At 70.0% G+C, this 18,872-nt stretch carries 16 protein-coding genes; 10 read left to right on the top strand and 6 right to left on the bottom strand.

Annotated features, from left to right (window positions below; translation table 11 throughout):
• The first annotated feature begins 163 nt into the window (after positions 1–163).
• Both DEI99_RS08985 and glpK read left to right on the top strand, forming a co-directional pair.
• A complete protein-coding gene (locus tag DEI99_RS08985) occupies positions 164–889 on the top strand; it encodes an MIP/aquaporin family protein (protein WP_111040898.1) in 726 nt (241 codons plus the stop codon).
• 191 nt (positions 890–1,080) lie between these two features.
• Positions 1,081–2,592 carry a glycerol kinase GlpK gene (gene glpK, locus DEI99_RS08980; protein WP_071255408.1) on the top strand — a complete coding sequence of 504 codons (1,512 nt, stop codon included), beginning with the start codon at positions 1,081–1,083 and terminating at the stop codon, positions 2,590–2,592.
• A gap of 245 nt (positions 2,593–2,837) precedes the next feature.
• Here glpK and trpD read toward each other — a convergent pair whose 3' ends face one another.
• Positions 2,838–3,893, bottom strand: coding sequence for an anthranilate phosphoribosyltransferase (gene trpD / locus DEI99_RS08975; protein ID WP_111040897.1), 1,056 nt, complete (start codon positions 3,891–3,893; stop codon positions 2,838–2,840).
• A gap of 70 nt (positions 3,894–3,963) precedes the next feature.
• Here trpD and ctaE point away from each other — a divergent pair, with 70 nt between their 5' ends.
• The 5 genes from ctaE to DEI99_RS08950 all read left to right on the top strand — a co-directional run bounded on the left by ctaE (position 3,964) and on the right by DEI99_RS08950 (position 9,365).
• Positions 3,964–4,602, top strand: a complete 639-nt coding sequence (gene ctaE, locus DEI99_RS08970) for an aa3-type cytochrome oxidase subunit III (RefSeq protein WP_111040896.1) — start codon at positions 3,964–3,966, stop codon at positions 4,600–4,602.
• Positions 4,603–4,623: 21 nt separating this feature from the next.
• Complete coding sequence (gene qcrC / locus DEI99_RS08965) at positions 4,624–5,433, top strand: cytochrome bc1 complex diheme cytochrome c subunit (protein WP_071255400.1); 810 nt, start codon at positions 4,624–4,626, stop codon at positions 5,431–5,433.
• A gap of 33 nt (positions 5,434–5,466) precedes the next feature.
• Positions 5,467–6,531, top strand: coding sequence for a cytochrome bc1 complex Rieske iron-sulfur subunit (qcrA, locus tag DEI99_RS08960; protein ID WP_111040895.1), 1,065 nt, complete (start codon positions 5,467–5,469; stop codon positions 6,529–6,531).
• Positions 6,531–8,228, top strand: a complete 1,698-nt coding sequence (qcrB, locus tag DEI99_RS08955; protein WP_111040894.1) for a cytochrome bc1 complex cytochrome b subunit — start codon at positions 6,531–6,533, stop codon at positions 8,226–8,228. The genes qcrA and qcrB overlap by 1 nt, the downstream gene beginning before the upstream one ends.
• A gap of 177 nt (positions 8,229–8,405) precedes the next feature.
• Positions 8,406–9,365 carry a phosphodiesterase gene (locus tag DEI99_RS08950; protein ID WP_111040893.1) on the top strand — a complete coding sequence of 320 codons (960 nt, stop codon included), beginning with the start codon at positions 8,406–8,408 and terminating at the stop codon, positions 9,363–9,365.
• Between the two features lie 504 nt (positions 9,366–9,869).
• Here DEI99_RS08950 and DEI99_RS08945 read toward each other — a convergent pair.
• The 4 genes from DEI99_RS08945 to DEI99_RS08930 all read right to left on the bottom strand — a co-directional run bounded on the left by DEI99_RS08945 (position 9,870) and on the right by DEI99_RS08930 (position 14,060).
• Positions 9,870–11,423 (bottom strand): stealth family protein, encoded by a 1,554-nt coding sequence (locus tag DEI99_RS08945; RefSeq protein WP_071255384.1) that lies wholly within the window; start codon positions 11,421–11,423, stop codon positions 9,870–9,872.
• A 92-nt stretch (positions 11,424–11,515) separates the two neighbouring features.
• Positions 11,516–11,947, bottom strand: coding sequence for a DUF6804 family protein (locus DEI99_RS08940; RefSeq protein ID WP_181434350.1), 432 nt, complete (start codon positions 11,945–11,947; stop codon positions 11,516–11,518).
• Positions 11,947–12,531, bottom strand: coding sequence for a GDSL-type esterase/lipase family protein (locus DEI99_RS08935; protein ID WP_071297058.1), 585 nt, complete (start codon positions 12,529–12,531; stop codon positions 11,947–11,949). The genes DEI99_RS08940 and DEI99_RS08935 overlap by 1 nt, the downstream gene beginning before the upstream one ends.
• Positions 12,528–14,060, bottom strand: coding sequence for an SDR family oxidoreductase (locus tag DEI99_RS08930; protein WP_258369235.1), 1,533 nt, complete (start codon positions 14,058–14,060; stop codon positions 12,528–12,530). Before DEI99_RS08930 ends, DEI99_RS08935 begins: the two co-directional genes overlap by 4 nt.
• Before the next feature lie 43 nt (positions 14,061–14,103).
• On the opposite strand from DEI99_RS08930, the gene deoC reads away from it, so the two are divergent.
• The 3 genes from deoC (at position 14,104) to DEI99_RS08915 (ending at position 16,540) form a co-directional block, all read left to right on the top strand.
• A complete protein-coding gene (deoC, locus tag DEI99_RS08925; RefSeq protein ID WP_111040891.1) occupies positions 14,104–14,835 on the top strand; it encodes a deoxyribose-phosphate aldolase in 732 nt (243 codons plus the stop codon).
• Positions 14,836–14,956: 121 nt separating this feature from the next.
• Positions 14,957–15,910: an ROK family protein gene (locus tag DEI99_RS08920; RefSeq protein WP_181434349.1), complete on the top strand. Its 954-nt coding sequence runs from the start codon at positions 14,957–14,959 to the stop codon at positions 15,908–15,910.
• A gap of 78 nt (positions 15,911–15,988) precedes the next feature.
• Entirely contained in the window at positions 15,989–16,540 is a 552-nt protein-coding gene (locus DEI99_RS08915; protein ID WP_220037118.1) for a type IV toxin-antitoxin system AbiEi family antitoxin, read from the top strand.
• Here DEI99_RS08915 and DEI99_RS08910 read toward each other — a convergent pair.
• Positions 16,527–18,851: a RelA/SpoT family protein gene (locus DEI99_RS08910; protein WP_258369234.1), complete on the bottom strand. Its 2,325-nt coding sequence runs from the start codon at positions 18,849–18,851 to the stop codon at positions 16,527–16,529. The two genes, DEI99_RS08915 and DEI99_RS08910, sit on opposite strands and share 14 nt — an antisense overlap.
• Positions 18,852–18,872 lie beyond the last annotated feature (21 nt).

The following is an 18,872-nucleotide window of genomic DNA, read 5'->3' as shown; positions in this document are numbered from 1 at the left end:
GGGTGTTGCGCACACTGCTCCTGCACGTTCGTGCAGTTCGGCCGGGATCGCGTCCGTCCGCGTCGCCCCCAGCGAAAACCCAGCAGTATGCTCGCCCCAATCACTCGATGGGGAGTGCCCGAGCAGCAGCGGGGCCCCCAACCAGCACACCTGGAGGTCACCGATGGACGACATCGGCGTCAAGTTCATGTCAGAGCTCGTCGGCACCGCGATGCTCATCATCCTGGGTGGCGGTGTCGTCGCCGCCGTCTCGCTCACGAAGTCCAAGGGCTTCGGCGCCGGCTTCCTCATGGTCACGATCGGCTGGGGCTTCGCGGTCTTCGCCGGTGTCACCGTCTCGTACAAGTCCGGCGGTCAGCTCAACCCGGCCGTCAGCCTGGCGCAGGCGATCATCGGCAACATCAGCGTCGGCGAGATGTTCCTGTTCTGGCTCGCGCAGCTCATCGGCGCCGTGATCGGTGCCGTCATCGTCTGGCTCGCCTACAAGCAGCACTTCGACGAGGAGCCCGACGCCGCCGCGAAGCTCGGCGTCTTCTCGACCGGCCCCGCCATCCGCTCGTACGGCTGGAACCTCGTCACCGAGATCATCGGCACCTTCGTCCTCGTCTTCGTCGTCATCGCCTTCACGAACGGCCAGACCCCCGCGCAGCTCGGCGCGATCCCCGTCGCCTTCCTCGTGATCGCGATCGGTGTCTCGCTCGGTGGCCCCACCGGCTACGCCATCAACCCGGCCCGTGACCTCGGTCCGCGTCTCGCGCACGCCTTCCTGCCGATCAAGGGCAAGGGCTCGAGCGACTGGGCCTACGCCTGGGTGCCGGTCGTCGGCCCCCTGCTCGGCGGTGCCATCGCAGCCGGTCTGTCGACCGTCCTGCTGCCCGTCGTCTCCTGACGCGAGCCCACCGCGACGGCCGGACCGACCACCGCACGCACCACGACGCGACGGTCCGACCGGCACCCGCACGCACGACCCCGCGACGGTCGGCCCCACCGACGGGGCCGACCGCAGCACCGAACACCCTCACGACGGCCGGTCCCACCGACGGGGCCGACCGCAGCACCGAACACCCGTAAGGAGCACCCATGGCCGACTACATCGTCGCCATCGACCAGGGCACGACCAGCACCCGAGCGATCGTCTTCGATCACGCCGGTTCGATCGTGTCGACCGGACAGAAGGAGCACGAGCAGATCTTCCCGCGTGCCGGTTGGGTCGAGCACGACCCGTCCGAGATCTGGGACAACACCCGCGAGGTCATCGGCCAGGCGCTGTCCCGCGCGGACATCACGCGGCACGACGTCGCGGCGGTCGGCATCACCAACCAGCGCGAGACCGCGGTGGTGTGGGACAAGAACACCGGCAAGCCGGTCTACAACGCGATCGTGTGGCAGGACACCCGCACGCAGGCGATCGTCGACAAGCTCGCCGACGGCGACACCGACCGCTACAAGTCCATCGTCGGACTCCCCCTGGCGACGTACTTCGCCGGCACCAAGATCATGTGGATCCTCGAGAACGTCGAGGGCGCCCGCGAGAAGGCGGAGGCCGGGGACCTGCTCTTCGGCACCACCGACACCTGGGTCCTCTGGAACCTGACCGGCGGCACCGACGGCGGCGTGCACAAGACCGACGTCACGAACGCGTCCCGCACGCTGTTCATGGACCTCGAGACGCTGCAGTGGCGCGACGACATCCTCGCCGACTTCGGCGTGCCGAAGGCCATGCTCCCCGAGATCGTCAGCTCGTCCGAGGTCTACGGCCACGTCGAGTCCTCGAGCCTGCTCCGCGAGGTGCCGATCGCCGGCATCCTCGGCGACCAGCAGGCGGCGACGTTCGGCCAGGCCGCCTTCGACAAGGGCGAGTCGAAGAACACCTACGGCACCGGCAACTTCCTCATCTTCAACACCGGCACGGACATCGTGCGGTCGGAGAACGGCCTGCTCACCACCGTCGGCTACAAGCTCGGCGACCAGGAGACGCACTACGCGCTCGAGGGCTCGATCGCCGTCACGGGTTCGCTCATCCAGTGGCTGCGCGACAACCTCGGCCTCATCGGCAGCGCCCCGGAAGTCGAGGCCCTGGCCAAGACCGTGGAGGACAACGGCGGTGTGTACTTCGTGCCGGCGTTCTCCGGGCTCTTCGCGCCGTACTGGCGTCCGGACGCCCGCGGCGCCATCGTCGGCCTCACCCGCTACGTCAACAAGGGCCACATCGCACGTGCCGCCCTCGAGGCGACGGCGCTGCAGACCCGCGAGGTCCTCGACGCCGTCAACGCCGACTCGGGGGTCGACCTGACGGAGCTCAAGGTGGACGGCGGCATGACCGCCAACAACGAGCTCATGCAGTTCCAGGCCGACATCCTCGACGTGCCGGTCGTCCGCCCGGTGGTCGCCGAGACGACCGCGCTCGGCGCGGCCTACGCGGCCGGCCTCGCGGTCGGCTTCTGGGCCAACCTCGACGAGCTCCGTGCCAACTGGCAGGAGGACCAGCGCTGGGAGCCGCAGCTCGACGCCGCCGAGCGCGACCGCACGCTGCGCCTCTGGAAGAAGGCCGTCACGAAGACCTTCGACTGGGTCGACGAGGACGTCCAGTAGCCCGCTGCTGACGTGACCGCCTGGAGGCGCGGTGCGGGTCCGACGGACCGGCACCGCGCCTCCAGGCCGTTGCGGTGGGCGCGGGGCGCGCGTACCGACGCCGGCCCCCGGCTCGCAGGGTCCTGCGAAACCAGGTTCCGGGCACAGCACCACGCTGTTCCGCGGTGCTGTGTCCAGAGCCTGGTTCCGACCCGCCGGAACCCGGTTCCGCCGGACGGCCGGACCGCTGTCGCGGCGGAGCGCCGTCAGGCGGCGGGTGCGGTGCCGACCCAGTCGGCGAGCTTGCGCGCGGCGGCACCGGAGTCGATCGCCTCGGCGGCGACGAGGAGCTGCTCGCGGAACCGGTGCAGGATCGGCCGGTCGGCCTCGGCGGGGTCCTGCGCGAGCCGGAACGCCACGAGGCCGGCTGCTGCGTTGAGCAGCACGATGTCGCGGACGGGACCGGTCTCCCCCGCGAGCACACGGTGCACGACCGCCGCGTTGTGCTCCGGCTCGCCGCCGAGCAGGTCCGAGGTCTGCGCGCGGGCGATCCCGAGGTCACGCGGGTCGAGGTCGTGCTCGATGACCCGGCCGCCGGTGACCTCCCAGATGTGGCTGTGACCCGTCGTCGTCAGTTCGTCGAGGCCGTCGTCGCCGCGGAACACGAGAGCGGTCGCACCACGGGTCTGGAACACGCCCGTGATGATCGGCACGAGGCCGAGCTGCGCCACGCCCACCGCGTTCGCCTCGCAACGCGCGGGGTTCACGAGCGGACCGAGGAAGTTGAAGACGGTCGGCACGCCGAGCTCGCGGCGGACCGGGGCGGCGTGCGCGAACCCGGGGTGGAAGGCGTTCGCGAAGGCGAAGGTCAGACCGACACGCCGGAACGTGTCCGCCACGCGCACCGCGTCCATCGTGAGGTCGAGTCCGAGCGCGGCGAGCACGTCGCTCGATCCGGACTTCGACGAGCTCGCGCGGTTGCCGTGCTTGACGACCGGGACCCCGGCGCCGGCGATGACGATCGCGGCCATGGTCGAGACGTTCACGGTGCCGACCACGTCGCCGCCGGTGCCGACGATGTCGAGCGCCATCGGGTCCACGTCCAGCGGGACGGCGGCATCGAGGATCGCGTCGCGGAAGCCGACGACCTCGTCGACGGTCTCGCCCTTCGCACGGAGCGCCACCGCGAACGCCCCGATCTGTGCAGCGGTGGCGCGCCCGGTGACGATCTGCTCCATGGCCCATGTCGACTGCCTGATCGTCAGGTCCGTGCGGGCCATGAGCGCGCTGATGACGGTAGGCCAGGTGAGAGCGTCGAGCATGCCCCGATCGTAGTGAATTCGAGAGACCCGCCAGTGTCCTGCGAAAACACTGTCTGGGGTTTCGGCCATAATGGACGACGTGACTAGCACCTCTCTCTCCAGAACCGCCAGCGGTCCGGCCCTGAACCGGCCGAACGCCGTTGCCGTGGGGACGATCGTGTGGCTGGGCAGCGAGGTCATGTTCTTCGCCGGCCTGTTCGCGATCTACTTCACGCTGCGCAGCACGTCCCCCGAGCTCTGGGCGACCGAGACCGCCAAGCTCGAGGTGCCGTTCGCCTCCGTGAACACGATCATCCTGGTGCTGTCGAGCTTCGCCTGCCAGTTCGCGGTCTTCGCCGCCGAGCGCTTCCAGGTGCACCGCACGAGCTGGAGCCCCTTCAAGTGGGGCATGACCGAGTGGTTCTTCGTCACCTACGCGATGGGCGCGATCTTCGTCTGCGGCCAGATCTTCGAGTACGCCAACCTCTGGCACGAGGGCGTCACGCTCTCCTCGAGCGCGTACGGCTCGGCGTTCTACATGACCACGGGCTTCCACGGCCTGCACGTCACGGGTGGCCTCATCGCCTTCCTGCTGACCCTCGGCCGCGGCTTCGCCGCCAAGAACTTCGGTCACAAGGAAGCCACCACCGCGATCGTCGTGTCGTACTACTGGCACTTCGTCGACGTGGTCTGGATCTTCCTCTTCTTCGTCATCTACCTTCTCAAGTAGGAACTGGACACCCCTCAGCACATGTTCAACAGGACCAAGTCCAAGAAGGGCCGCCGTTCACCGATGGCGACCGTGTCGCTCATCGTCGTCGGTCTCATGACCACCGGCGGCGCCTACGCGCTGTTCAGCTCCTCGGCCAACGCGGACGACAGCACGAGCACCATCGCGGCCACGAGCCAGTCGAAGGTGAACGAAGGACAGAAGCTCTTCGCCTCGAACTGCGCCACCTGCCACGGCCTGTCCGCGCAGGGCACCGGCGAGGGCCCGTCCCTCATCGGTGTCGGCGCCGCGTCGGTCGACTTCCAGGTCGGTACCGGTCGCATGCCGATGGCAGCCCAGGGCCCCCAGGCCGAGGAGAAGCCCGCGCAGTTCACGGACGAGCAGGTCGACGCCCTCGCCGAGTACGTCGCCTCGCTCGGCCCCGGCCCGGCGGTCCCCTCCACCGAGCTGACCGACGGCCAGGACGGCGACGCCGCCGAGGGTGCGGAGCTCTTCCGGATCAACTGCGCGATGTGCCACAACGTCGCCGGTGCCGGTGGCGCGCTGACCGAGGGCAAGTACGCCCCGAACCTCTCCACGGTCTCCGGCAAGCACATCTACGAGGCGATGCAGACCGGCCCGCAGAACATGCCGGTCTTCAACGACCTGAACCTGACGCCGGACCAGAAGGCCGACATCATCACGTACCTCAAGTACGTGCAGGACAACAAGTCGCCGGGCGGGTTCGCACTCGGCTCCCTCGGCCCGGTGGCAGAGGGTCTGTTCATCTGGATCTTCGGACTCGGTGCGGTCGTCGCGATGACCGTCTGGCTGACCGCGAAGTCCAACTGATCGTCCGTGTCGAACGACACTGAAGGGAACACCATGGCAGAGCACGACGACGAGACACTGAACTCGTCCTCGGCTGTCGAGAAGCACGGCACGACCACCTCCCCCGGGATCGCGGTGCTGCCCACCGACCCGTTCGAGAACCCGGGCGAGCCCCCGCACCGCCCCCGCCGCACCGACGTCGACCCGAAGAAGCAGCGTCTGGCCGAGCGCCAGGTCGCGACCTTCTTCTACGTCTCGATCGTCGGCAGCGTGCTGTCGATCGCCGCGTACATCGCCTTCCCGATCGACTCAAACGACTTCGGCACGGTCCGCTCCGCGAACCTCTTCCTCGGTCTCTCGATCGCCCTGGCGCTCATCGCGCTGGGCCTCGGCGCCGTGTACTGGTCGAAGTCGCTCGTCGTCGACCGCGAGATCACCGAGCTCCGGCACGGCACTCGCGGCACCGACGCGACCCGCGCGAAGGCCGTCGAGGCCTTCCAGCTCGCCGACAAGGAGTCGGGCTTCAGCCGTCGCAAGCTGATCCGCAACTCGATGATCGGTGCACTGGCCGCGTTCCCGCTGCCCGGCATCGTCCTCGTCCGCGACCTCGCCCCGGCAGAGGACCCGAACGAGCTGCTCCGCCACACCTTCTGGAAGCAGGGCCTGCGCCTGACGAAGGACCCGACGGGTCTGCCGATCAAGGCCTCCGACGTCACCATCGGCTCGGTCTTCCACGTCATCCCCGACGGGATGCTCGACTCCGAGCACATGCTGGAGGAGAAGGCCAAGGCCTCCGTCCTGCTCATGCGTCTCGACCCGAAGGACCTCAACCCCGCCAAGGGCCAGGAGAACTGGGGTTACGACGGCATCGTCGCGTACTCCAAGATCTGCACCCACGTCGGCTGCCCGGTCGCGCTCTACGAGCAGCAGACGCACCACCTGCTGTGCCCGTGCCACCAGTCCACCTTCGACGTCGCGAACAACTGCGAGGTCATCTTCGGTCCGGCCGCACGCCCCCTCCCCCAACTTCCGATCGCGATCGACGACGACGGCTACCTGGTTGCCCAGAGCGACTTCCACGAGCCGGTCGGACCGTCCTTCTGGGAGCGTGAACGCTGATGACCAGCACCCCCACCACCACGACCACCAACGCGCCGGGCGCGGCCACCCGGCCGGCTCCGCAGCGCGGCTCCCGCATCATCGGCGGAGTGTCGAACTACATCGACGAGCGCACCAGCATCTCCGGGCTCGTCAAGGAAGTCGGCCGCAAGATCTTCCCGGACCACTGGAGCTTCATGCTCGGCGAGGTGGCGCTGTACAGCTTCGTCGTCGTGCTGCTCTCCGGGACCTTCCTGACGTTCTTCTTCCAGGCGTCCATGTCCGAGGTCGTCTACGACGGCACCTACGTGCCGCTCAAGGGCGTCGAGATGTCGACCGCGCTGCAGTCGACGCTGAACATCTCGTTCGACATCCGCGGTGGGCTCTTCGTGCGCCAGGTCCACCACTGGGCGGCCCTGCTGTTCGTGGCGTCGATCATGCTTCACATGGCCCGCGTGTTCTTCACCGGCGCGTTCCGCAAGCCCCGCGAGCTCAACTGGGTCTTCGGCTTCCTGCTCTGGGTCCTCGCCATGGGTGAGGGCTTCACGGGCTACTCGCTCCCCGACGACCTGCTCTCCGGCAACGGTCTGCGCATCATCGTCGGCATGATCGAGGGCGTCCCGGTGATCGGCGTCTGGATCGCCTACCTGCTGTTCGGCGGTGAGTTCCCGGGCACCGACATCGTCGGCCGCCTGTACACGCTGCACATCCTGCTGCTGCCCGCGATCCTGGTCGCGGTGCTCGGTGTGCACCTCGTGCTCGTCGTCATCAACAAGCACACGCAGTTCGCCGGTCCGGGCAAGACGAACGAGAACGTCGTCGGTGTCCCGATCCTCCCGGCGTTCGCGGCCAAGGCCGGTGGGTTCTTCTTCATCGTCGCCGGCATCATCGCCCTCATCGCGGCCACGTTCACGATCAACCCGATCTGGAACTACGGCCCGTACGACCCCTCGCCGGTCTCCGCCGGTACCCAGCCCGACTGGTACATCGGCTTCGCCGACGGCGCGCTCCGTCTGGTGCCGCCGCACTGGGAGGTCGTGTGGTTCGGCTACACGGTGTCGTTCAACATCCTGGCGCCCATCGCGGTCCTGGTGGCGCTCATCCTGGCGATCCTGCTCTACCCCTTCATCGAGGGCTGGGTCACCGGTGACAAGCGCGAGCACCACATCCTCGACCGCCCGCGCAACGCCCCGACGCGCACCGCGATCGGCGCGGCCGGCATCACGCTCTACGCGAGCCTCTGGGCCGCCGCCTCGTCGGACATCATCGCGACGCACTTCCTGGTGTCGATCGAGCACGTGATCCACGTGATCCAGGCCACGACGGTCCTCGGCCCGTTCGTCGCCTTCTGGATCACGAAGCGCGTGTGCCTCGCCCTGCAGAAGAAGGACCGCGAGATCGTCCTGCACGGGTACGAGTCGGGCCGCATCGTCCGACTCCCCCACGGCGAGTACATCGAGGTGCACGAGCAGCTCGACGAGTACGAGCGCTGGAAGCTCCTGCAGTTCAACGAGTACAAGCCGCTGATGATCCGTCCGAACGCCCAGGGCAAGATCACCGCCGTGCAGAAGGTCCGCGCGAACGTCTCGCGGTTCTTCTTCGAGGACCGCATCGAGCCGGTCTCGAAGGCGGAGCTCGAGGCGGCGCACGCCGCCCACCACGGTCCGGACCTGGAGGGCAGCCACCAGGCCCCGCAGGTCGGCCCCGGGGTGAAGTAAGACTCCTCGGCACGTACGCGAACACCCCTCGTCCACTCTGTGGGCGGGGGGTGTTCCCGTTGGGTGCCACAACACGCCGCCCCCAGTTCACGGCTGGTTCACCGACACGTGCTGGACTCGTCCAGGACGGTGTGGCAACGTGTTGCACCACGCATCCGCCAACGGAATGAGACCCCATTGGACAGCCGGACGGCCGAACACCCCAGGCCGAACCACTTCCTGCTCCACCTCAGCGACACCCACCTCGTGGCTGGTGACGGCGCCCTGTACGGGGACGTCGACTCCGCCGCACGACTCGGCGAGATCATCGCCGACATCGAAGCCTCGGGCACCCGGCCGGAAGCGATCGTCGTCACGGGCGACGTTGCCGACAAGGGCGAACCCGGCGCGTACGCCCGCGTCCGTGAGATCGTCGAGCCGGCCGCTCGCCGGATCGGTGCCCAGGTCATCTGGGCCATGGGCAACCACGACGAGCGCGGCGCCTTCCGCCAGGAGCTCTTCGGCCTGCAGCCCACCGACCGTCCCGTCGACTTCGTCTACGACGTCAACGGACTGCGCGTCATCACCCTCGACACGAGCGTGCCCGGGCACCACCACGGCGAGGTCTCCCCCGAGCAGCTCGACTGGCTCGCCGAGGTCCTGTCCGAGGCGGCGCCGCACGGCACCATCCTCGCGATGCACCACCCGCCGGTGCCGAGCGTGCAGGACCTGACCGTCCTCGTCGAGCTCCGCGACCAGCAGGCCCTGGCCGAGGTCGTCGAGGGCAGTGACGTGCTGGCGATCATCGCCGGACACCTGCACTACTCGACGAGTGCGGTCTTCGCCGGCGTCCCGGTGTCCGTCGCGAGTGCCACGTGCTACACGCAGGACCTCACCGAGTACCAGGGCGGCACGCGGGGGCGGGACGGCGCGCAGTCGTTCAACCTCGTGCACGTCTACGGCCGGAACGTCGTGCACTCGGTCGTGCCGATCGGTCACTACTCGACGGTCGGCCAGCCGGTCACCGCAGCCGAGACGGAAGCACGGCTCGAAGCCGCCGGCGTCCGCATCCCGCCTGCGGTCGAGCCGGCCCCGGTGACGTCGAGCATCCCGGTGTTCACGCTCGACACCGTGCCCGTCTCCCCCGTGCACCGGTAGGTCGCCACACTTCGTGAGCAGCAATGGTCGGGTCCGCGGTGCGGACCCGACCGTTCGTGCTCACCATACGTGGTGAGGGCGTGTGGACGGGAGGCGCGTGGTGGCTCCCGTCCGTTCGTCGCGCTTCGTGAGCAGCAACGGTCGGGTCCGCGGTACGGACCCGACCATTCGTGCTCACCAAGGGTGAGGGCGTGCGTGAGGGCGTGCGGACGGGAGGCGCGTGGCGGGTCCGCCACGGGCCTCCCGGGAGGTCGTCAGCGCGCAGAGCGCGAGCCTGGGCTCCGGCGCCGGGCTCGCTGGCTCGCCCGTGCACCGGTAGGTCGTCAGGCTCCACTGAGAAGCAGACGTCGGATCCGGTGTGCGGACCCGACGTCTGCTGCTCACTCGGCGGCCGCGCACCCGGCGGCAGGGCGGATGGGAGGCTCGAGGGGACCCTGCCACGGGCCTTCCAGCAGGACGCTGGCGCCGTCCCACGCGCTGACGCGTCTTACGCGCTGACGCGTCCTACGCGCTGTCGCGCTCCCACGGCGCCGGGAAGGGGAAGTACCGCTCCAGGAAGTCCGTGACGCGCTGCGTCCGCTCCTCGTCGCTGACCTCGGGGAAGCTGCCGTCGTTCAGGCAGAAGAAGTCGACGTTCCGCTTCTTGAGCAGCTCGTCCAGGGTGCGCAGGCCGGACTGCATCGTCGTGTCGATGTACTTGACCGGTGCGTTCTCCTGCACGATCGCCCGCCCGGTGAGCAGGGCGTAGTAGTGGTACAGCGAGTTCGTCACCGAGATGTTGTCCGCTGCCCGGAACCGCGAGGCGGCCGTGGCGCGGAACTCGTCGGCGAACTCGTGCTCCATCTCGGTCATGATCGACGAGCGCAGGGGCGTCGGCGCGTGCTCGAGGTGCCGCGTCGTCACTGCACCGAAGCGCTGCTGCAGGAGTCGTCGGTTCACGCGGGCCGAGTTCTCGAAGCCGCTCCGTGCCGGGTGGTTCGACCCGAGCCCGATGCGGGTGTCGGCGAGGATGAACTTCGTCACGGAGCCCGGGCTGAAGAACACCGACGGGTCGACGAGCCGTCCGAAGAACATGTCGTCGTTCGAGTAGATGAAGTGCTCGCTGATGCCCGGGATGTGGTGCAGCTGCGACTCGACGGCCTGCGAGTTGTGCGTCGGCAGGACCGAGGGGTCGGCGAAGAACTCCTCGCTCCGGACGATGCGCACCTTGGGGTGGTCGGCCAGCCAGTGCGGCGCCGGCGAGTCCGTGGCGATGTAGATCTGGCGGATCCACGGCGCGAACGTGTGCACCGAGCGGAGCGCGTACTTCAGCTCGTCGATCTGCCGGAACCGGGCGGGGGCGTCGTCGCCCTCACCGAGCACCGCGGTCGACTGGGCGGCCTGCCGGGCGCGCTGGTACTCGATCGCGTTGCCGTCCACCCACGAGAAGACGATGTCGATCGGGAACCGGATGTCCGACACGTGGTCGTCGAACATGTGCTCGACGGTGCGCCAGGTGCGGCCGTAGCGCTCGATGTCGACGAGCACGAACTCGTCGATCGGCAGGCTGCGACGCATCAGGGCGTTCTCGACGGGCGCCAGGACCTCGGTGTCGGTGACGCGCCAGAACTCGAGCTGGACGCTGGTCTCCGCGCCGTAGCGCAGGCGGCCGAGCGGCTCGAGGCGGGGCCGGAAGACCCGCAGGACCGGCTCGTCGACGTGGCCGAGGCCGTCGTCGGTCACGAGCACGGCGGGCTCGCCCGGGGGCTTCGCGTAGAACGGTTCGTTGACGGCCGCGGCCATCACGGCGCTCTCGGCTCGCTGGCGGTCGCGTTCGTCGATCGCGATGACGGGCCGCTGGTCGTTGCCGCGGATGAGCAGGTGGTCGACGTCACCGGCGGTGAGTGCGTCGTCGAGGAACAGCAGGTCCTCGATCATCGACTGCTGCGGCGTCAGGTGTCCGTTGAGCAACGTCAGACGGCCCTTGCGGACCACGACGTCGGATCGGTCGAGACCGCCGGAGGACGGTCGAGGGGTCAGCAGAGGACTCTCGGTCACCGGCTCGGTCTCGTCGTTCATCCATGCCCTTCGGGTGCGGTGCCGGGTCCTGCACCCGACTGACCGATCCTACCGTCCGGCGGACCCCGGTGCCGCACGCGGCAGAGCGACGGTCAGGAGGCCCGGGGTGCGTCCGCCTCGCGGGGCACCTTCACGACGAGGCCGACCACCACGAAGAGCGCGGCCGCCACGAGCTGCAGCGCCGCCCAGACCTCGCCGGGGATCGGCACGGTGACCAACGGGTTCCAGCAGACCGCGACGGCCGCCATGAGCACGGCGGCCCACCAGGTCCGCCCGCGGACGGCGAAGACGAGCACGATGAGCGCGAGCACGGTCACGCCCCACCGGGCGAAGACGAAGCCCGACGAGTCCACGATCGCGACGCACGCCAGCAGCACGACGGCGGCGATCATCGACGGAGCGAGTGCGGGGCGGGTGAACCCCGGCGTCTCGCGGGCGGCCGTCGTGCGTGCCGCCGGGGCGGCCCGGGTGGGCACGCCGGTCTGGGACGACCCCACCGGGGGTCGCCCCTTCCGTGCGGCCATCAGTCGGCGTCCTCGCCGAGGTCGATCGCCTGGATCGAGCGGGACATCGGCGGCAGGCCGCGGACCCGTTCGAGCGCGGGGACGAGCTCGGCCACGTACGCGCGGTAGCCCTCCTCGGTCAGGTGCAGGCCGTCGTCGGTGAAGCGTTCGTCGAGCCGGTCGCCGTCGGCCAGTGCCGGCCACGCGTCGAGGTACTGCGCGTGGCACGTGGCGACGAACTGCCGGAGGTGCCGGTTCGCCTCCTCGATCTTCGCGGCGTGGTCGGCCTGCCGGGGCAGGATCGACACGAGCAGCAGCCGCACCCCGGGCAGTTCGCGGCGCAGGGTGACGAGGATCGTCTCGACGTTGCGGACGACGTGCTCGGCGCTCGCCCGGTGGTTGCCGAAGTCGTTCGTGCCGATGAGCAGCACGATCACCTCGGGCTGCTCGGCGACCACGGCGTCGAGGCGTCCGAGCACCCCGTCGGTCGTGTCGCCGCCGATCCCCTGGTTCAGGGTGTGCTCGTCGGGGAGCCACGTGTCCCACGCGCCCTGTTCGGTGATGCTGTCCCCCAGGAAGAGGACGGGGCTGCGGTCGTCGGTCATGCTGCCTCCTCGTGCGCCGGCTCAGGGGTCCCATTGTGCTGGGTCCGGTTGCGCTGCGTCGACTCGGTGTTGTCGGACTCCCGCTCGGCGGCCGCGGTGATGCGCTCGACCATGCCCGGGAAGATGATGCCGTGGAAGGGCAGGATGCCGTACCAGTACAGGCGCCCGGCGAGCCCCTGCGGGAAGTAGATCGCCCGCTGGTGGTAGTCGCTGCCCCCGTCCGGCGTCGGGGTGACGGTCATCTCGAGCCACGCGCGACCCGGCGACTTGAACTCGGCGCGGAGCCGCAGGTAGTGCCCACGCTCCAGGCGTTCGACGCGCCACCAGTCGAGCGCATCGCCCTGCTCGAGCCGCTGCTGGTCGCGACGACCACGGCTCAGGCCGACGCCGCCGGCGACCTTGTCCATCCAGCCGCGCGCCACCCAGGCGAGCGGGAACGAGTACCAGCCGTTCTCGCCGCCGATCGACTCGACGACGCGCCAGACGTCGGCCGCCGATGCGTTCGAGTGCCGCTTCCGGTCGTCGACGTAGACGGTGTGACCCGCCCAGTCGGGGTCGCTCGGCATCGGGTCGGCCGAGGCGCTCGAGAGCGTCGCGCTCCGCCAGCTCGTCTCGACCTGGCCCGACCGCATCTTGTTGAGCGCCAGGCGCACGGCCCCGCGGTACGAGGTGAGCCCGCCCTCGGGCTGCGGCACGACGTCGTCGATGTCGTGCTCGCGCTGGACGCACTCGAACTGCAGCGACTCGATGATGGGTGTCGCGAGCTTGCGCGGGATCGGTGTCACCACGTTGAACCAGTGCGCGGCGAGGCGCGGGGTGAGCACGGGCAGCACCGTGATCGGGCGCTGCGGCAGCTTCGCCTCGACCGCGTAGCCGTTGAGCATCTGGCCGTACCGGAGCACGTCCGGGCCGCCGATGTCGAAGGTGCGGTTCGTGTCAGCCGGCACGTCGAGGGCCGCGACCAGGTAGTACAGGACGTCGCGGACGGCGATCGGTTGGATCCGGTTGCGGACCCACCGCGGTGCCGGCATCCAGGGCAGGACGTCGGTGAGGTGTCGGATCATCTCGAACGACGTGCTGCCGGAGCCGATGACGACGCCGGCCTGGTACGCCACCGTCGGGACGCCGGAGCCGAGCAGGATGTCACCGACCTCCTTGCGGCTGCGCAGGTGCTTCGACAGTTCGCCGTCCGGGTGCAGCCCGCCGAGGTAGACGAAGCGGCTGACGCCGGCGGCCTTCGCCTCGTGCGCCATGGTCTCGGCGGCCTCGCGCTCGGCGGCCTCGAAGTCGCCGTCGGCGCCCATCGCGTGGGCGAGGTAGTACACCGCCTCGACACCGTCGACGGCGGCGCGCACCGCCTCGGCGTCCTGGAGGTCGCCCTCGGCGACGTCGACGTCGCCCCTCCACGGGACGTCCTGGAGCTTGCGCGGGTTGCGGACGAACACGCGCACGGCGTGTCCGGCCTCGAGGAGACGGGGGACGAGACGACCGCCGATGTAGCCGGTGGCACCGGTGACGAGGACCTGCATGGACCGCACGCTACGCGGTGTGCCTGACGGCTAGGATTGCCCGGTGGACAACGCAGCCTTCCCCGTCACGACCGACGCCGTCCGCGGCCTCATCGACCACGCGATCCTCAAGCCGGAGCTCACCCGCTCGGACGTCGACGCCCAGCTCGACGAAGCCGCCGCGTACCGGGTCTTCAGCGTGTGCGTGCGCCCGAGCGACGTCACCCACGCGGTCGCCCGACTGCAGGGCACCGGCGTCGGCGTCGGCACCGTGATCGGCTTCCCGCACGGCACCACCTCGACCGAGGCGAAGGTCGCCGAGTCGCTGCAGGCCCTGGCCGACGGCGCCTTCGAACTCGACATGGTGCAGAACATCGGCGCGGCGAAGTCGGGTGACTGGGAGCGGGTCGAGCGCGACGTCCGCGCGGTCGTCGACGCCGCCGGCTCCACCGTGGTCAAGGTCATCCTCGAGACCGCGTTCCTCACCGACGACGAGATCGTCGCGGCATCGCGTGCCGCGCAGTCCGCCGGCGCCGCCTTCGTGAAGACCTCGACCGGCTTCGCCGGTGGCGGCGCGACCGCCGAGCACATCGCCCTCATGCGGCACACCGTCGGCGCCGACACCGGCGTGAAGGCCTCGGGCGGCGTCCGCGGCCTCGACACCCTGCTCGAGATGGTGCAGGCCGGTGCGGACCGCATCGGCACGAGCGCCTCGGCCCGCATCCTCGACGAGGTCGCCCACCGCGTCGAGACCGGTGCCGCGTCGTCGCTCGGCGACGACACCTCGTCGTACTGACCGGCGAACAGCACCCGACCCGCACGACCCGACCCATCCCCGCACCAGGCCGGTGACCGCCGGACGCGACGCCGCGTCCCCAGGCCGCACCGGGCCTCCAGACCGCCGCATCGGAGCGCGCATGTCCAGCACCGCACCCCTGTCCACCACCCTGGCCCTCGCCGTCGACCTCGGCGGGACGAAGGTCGAGGCGGCGCTCGTCACCGACCAGGGCGTCGTGCTGCCGGCCACCCGCTTCCGCAGCCCGACGGGCCCGGAGCGGACGTCCGACGAGCTGCAGGCCGCGGTCGACGAGGTCGTGACCGCCGCCCTCGCGACCCTGCCCGCCGACGCGACGCTCGTCGGTGTCGGCATCGGGTCCGCCGGCCCGGTCGACGAGGAGCACGGGCTCGTCTCACCGCTCAACATGCCGGTGTGGCGCGGTCACCCGCTCCGCGACCGCATCGCCGCTCTCGTGCCCGCCGGCGTCCCGGTGACGCTGCGCATGGACGGCCTGGCGATCACGCTCGCCGAGCACTGGGTCGGTGCCGCGCAGGGCTCGGACCACGTGATGGGCATGATCGTCTCGACGGGCGTCGGCGGCGGCCTGATCCTGCACGGCCGCACCGTCAGCGGTCCCACCGGGAACGCCGGGCACATCGGCCACGTCGAGTGCGGTGGGTACGACGACCCCTGCGCCTGCGGCGGCACCGGCTGCCTCGAGGCGATCGCCAGCGGCCCGAAGACCGTCGCCTGGGCGCGCCGGCAGGGCTTCACCGGCACGACCGGCGAGGAGCTCTCGGCCGCCTACGCCGCGGGCGACGAGATCGCGGTCGCGGCGGTGCGCCGGAGCGGCCGCGCCCTCGGGCAGGCGATCGCGGCCGCCACGAGCCTGGTCGACCTCGAGGTGGTCGCGATCGGCGGCGGCTTCTCGCACGTCACGCCGGACCTGTTCGAGTACGCCCGCCAGGCCGTGGCCGAGCGCGTCGAGTTCGGGTTCGTCACCAAGGTGCGGATCGTGCCGACCGCCCTGTCGCAGGACGGCCCGCTCATCGGCGCCGCCGCCCTCGTGCACCGGGCCGACGTCCTGCGCTGACGGCCGACGCCCTTCGCCCGGTCGGTCTGCTCTCCACAGGGGGCGGACGCCGTCGTGTGGGTCGGGCAGGATGACGGGGTGCCCCGGTCCCGACTCGTCACCACGGACGACTGGCCGGAAGCCGAACTCCGCGGTGCCGTCCTCGCCGGTGAGCTCGTCGCGGTCGGACCGTGCTGGGCATCCCCCGCCACGCCGCAGGACCCGTCGCTGCGGGCCGAGGCGGCTGCGTGGGTGCTCCGCGACCCGCGGATGACCGCCGCCGGACGGACGGCCGCCTGGATCTGGGGAGCGTCGTCACGCCCGCCCGACCCGATGGACGCGAGCGTCTCACCGCGGGTGCGGCTGACCGCCGGTCCGGCCGTCCGGCTGCGCGAGGTCACGCTGCCCGAGGACGACGTGGTCCGCGTGGGCGAGCAACGCGTGCCGGTCACGACCCCAGCGCGCACGGCCCTCGACCTGCTCCGGACACCGGGACCGCCGTCGGGCCCACGGTCCGACGCCGTCGCCGGAATGCTCGCCACCGGGGCCGTGACCGCGGAGGAGCTCCGCTCGCGGCTGCGCGGCCTCGGGACGATCCCGATGGCCCGGCAGGCCGAGCGACGCCTGCGGGACCTGCTCAGCCGGCGCTGACCCGGTAGACGTCGTAGACGGCGTCGATGCGCCGGACGGCGTTGAGCACGCGATCGAGGTGGATCGTGTCGCCCATCTCGAACACGAAGCGGCTGAGGGCCAGGCGGTCCGAGGACGTCGAGACCGTCGCGGACAGGATGTTCACGTGGTGGTCGGTCAGCACCCGGGTGACGTCGCTGAGCAGTCCGGAACGGTCGAGGGCCTCGATCTGGATCTGCACCAGGAACACCGACTTCGACGACGGCGCCCACTCGACCTCGATCATGCGGTCGGGCTCGTTCATCAGGGACTTCACGTTGGTGCAGGACGACTGGTGCACCGAGACGCCCTGACCGCGGGTGATGAACCCGACGATCTGGTCACCGGGGACCGGGGTGCAGCACTTGGCGAGCTTCACCAGGATGTCGGGCGCCCCACGGACGAGGACGCCGCTGTCGCTGGTGCGGAGCTGTCGGCTCGTCACCTGCCGCGGGAACGACAGCTCGGTCTCGTCGGTCTCCGTCTCGGTCTGGACGCTGCCGAGCACCTTCTCGATCACCGACTGCGTGGACACGTGGCCCTCGCCTATCGCGGCGTACAGGGCGGAGACGTCCTCGTACCGCATCGACGAGGCGATCTCGGCGATGGTGTCCTGGCTCATCAGGCGCTGGAGCGGCAGGTTCTGCTTGCGCATCGCGCGGGCGATGGCGTCGCGGCCCTGCTCGATCGCCTCTTCGCGGCGCTCCTTGGTGAACCACTGCTTGATCTTGTTCCGCGCCCGGGGGCTGCGGACGAACTGCAGCCAGTCCTGGCTCGGGCCGGAGTCCGGGTTCTTCGACGTGAAGATCTCGACGACGTCGCCGCTGGACAGCTGGCTCTCGAGCGGCACGAGCCGGCCGTTCACCTTCGCGCCCATCGTGCGGTGACCGATCTCGGTGTGCACGGCGTACGCGAAGTCGACCGGGGTGGCGCCGGACGGCAGGCCGATGACCTTGCCCTGCGGCGTGAAGACGTACGTCTCCTTCGCACCGATCTCGTAGCGGAGCGAGTCGAGGAACTCCCCCGGGTCGCTCGTCTCGGCCTGCCAGTCCGTGATGTGGGCGAGCCACGCCATGTCCTGGTCGTCGGTCGTCGACGAGGCTCCGACGTCACGGCCGGCGGCACGCTGCTTGTACTTCCAGTGGGCGGCGACACCGAACTCGGCGCGCTGGTGCATCTCGTGCGTGCGGATCTGGATCTCGACGGCGCGACCCTGGGGCCCGAGCACCGAGGTGTGCAGGGACTGGTACAGGTTGAACTTCGGCGTCGCGATGTAGTCCTTGAAGCGGCCGGGCAGCGGGGTCCAGCGCGCGTGCACCGACCCGAGCATCGCGTAGCAGTCGCGCACGGTCGGCACGAGCACCCGGATGCCCACGAGGTCGTAGATCTCCTCGAACTCGCGCCCGCGCACGATCATCTTCTGGTAGATCGAGTAGTACTGCTTCGGTCGGCCCATGACCTCGCCGCGGATCTTCGCGGCCTTCAGGTCCTTCTTGAGCGTGCCGATGACGGTCTGCACGAACTGCTCGCGCTTCGGCTGGCGTTCCTTCACCAGGCTGTCGATCTCGACGTAGAGCTTCGGGTGCAGGACCGCGAAGGACAGGTCCTCGAGCTCCAGCTTGATCATCTGGATGCCGAGCCGGTGCGCGAGGGGCGCGTAGATCTCGAGCGTCTCCTTCGCCTTGCGCGTGGCCGAGGCGGACTCGACGAAGCCCCAGGTGCGGGCGTTGTGCAGGCGGTCGGCGAGCTTGATGACGAGCACGCGGATGTCCTTCGACATCGCGATCACCATCTTGCGGACGGTCTCAGCCTGGGCGCTGTCGCCGTACTTGACCTTGTCGAGCTTCGTGACGCCGTCGACGAGCATCGCGATCTCGTCGCCGAAGTCGACGCGCAGCTGGTCGAGCTGGTAGTCGGTGTCCTCGACGGTGTCGTGCAGCAGTGCGGCGGCGATCGTGATCGCGCCGATGCCGAGGTCGGCGAGGATCTGGGCGACGGCGACGGGGTGCGTGATGTACGGCTCGCCCGACTTGCGCTTCTGCCCGTCGTGCGCACGCTCGGCCACCGAGTACGCCCGCTCGATGAGCGTGACGTCGGCCTTCGGGTGGTGCGACCGGACGGTGCGGATGAGCGTGTCCACCGCGCCGGCCGGCTGCGCGCGCGAGAACAGGCGCGGCAGCAGGGAGCGGAGCGACCCGAGGTTGCCGGTGGTGTTCGGCCCGATCGGACTCGAGGGCCGCGGAGCGGAACCGGGGCGGCTCGGTGCGGACGGCTCTTCGCGGGTGTCCGTCATGGTGCGCCTCCCAGGACTCGG

Origin of the sequence: Curtobacterium sp. MCLR17_036 (assembly GCF_003234445.2) — a bacterium.
GTDB lineage: Bacteria > Actinomycetota > Actinomycetes > Actinomycetales > Microbacteriaceae > Curtobacterium.
Note: the sequence above shows the minus strand (reverse complement) of the source record. Positions and strands in the feature narration are given on the sequence as shown.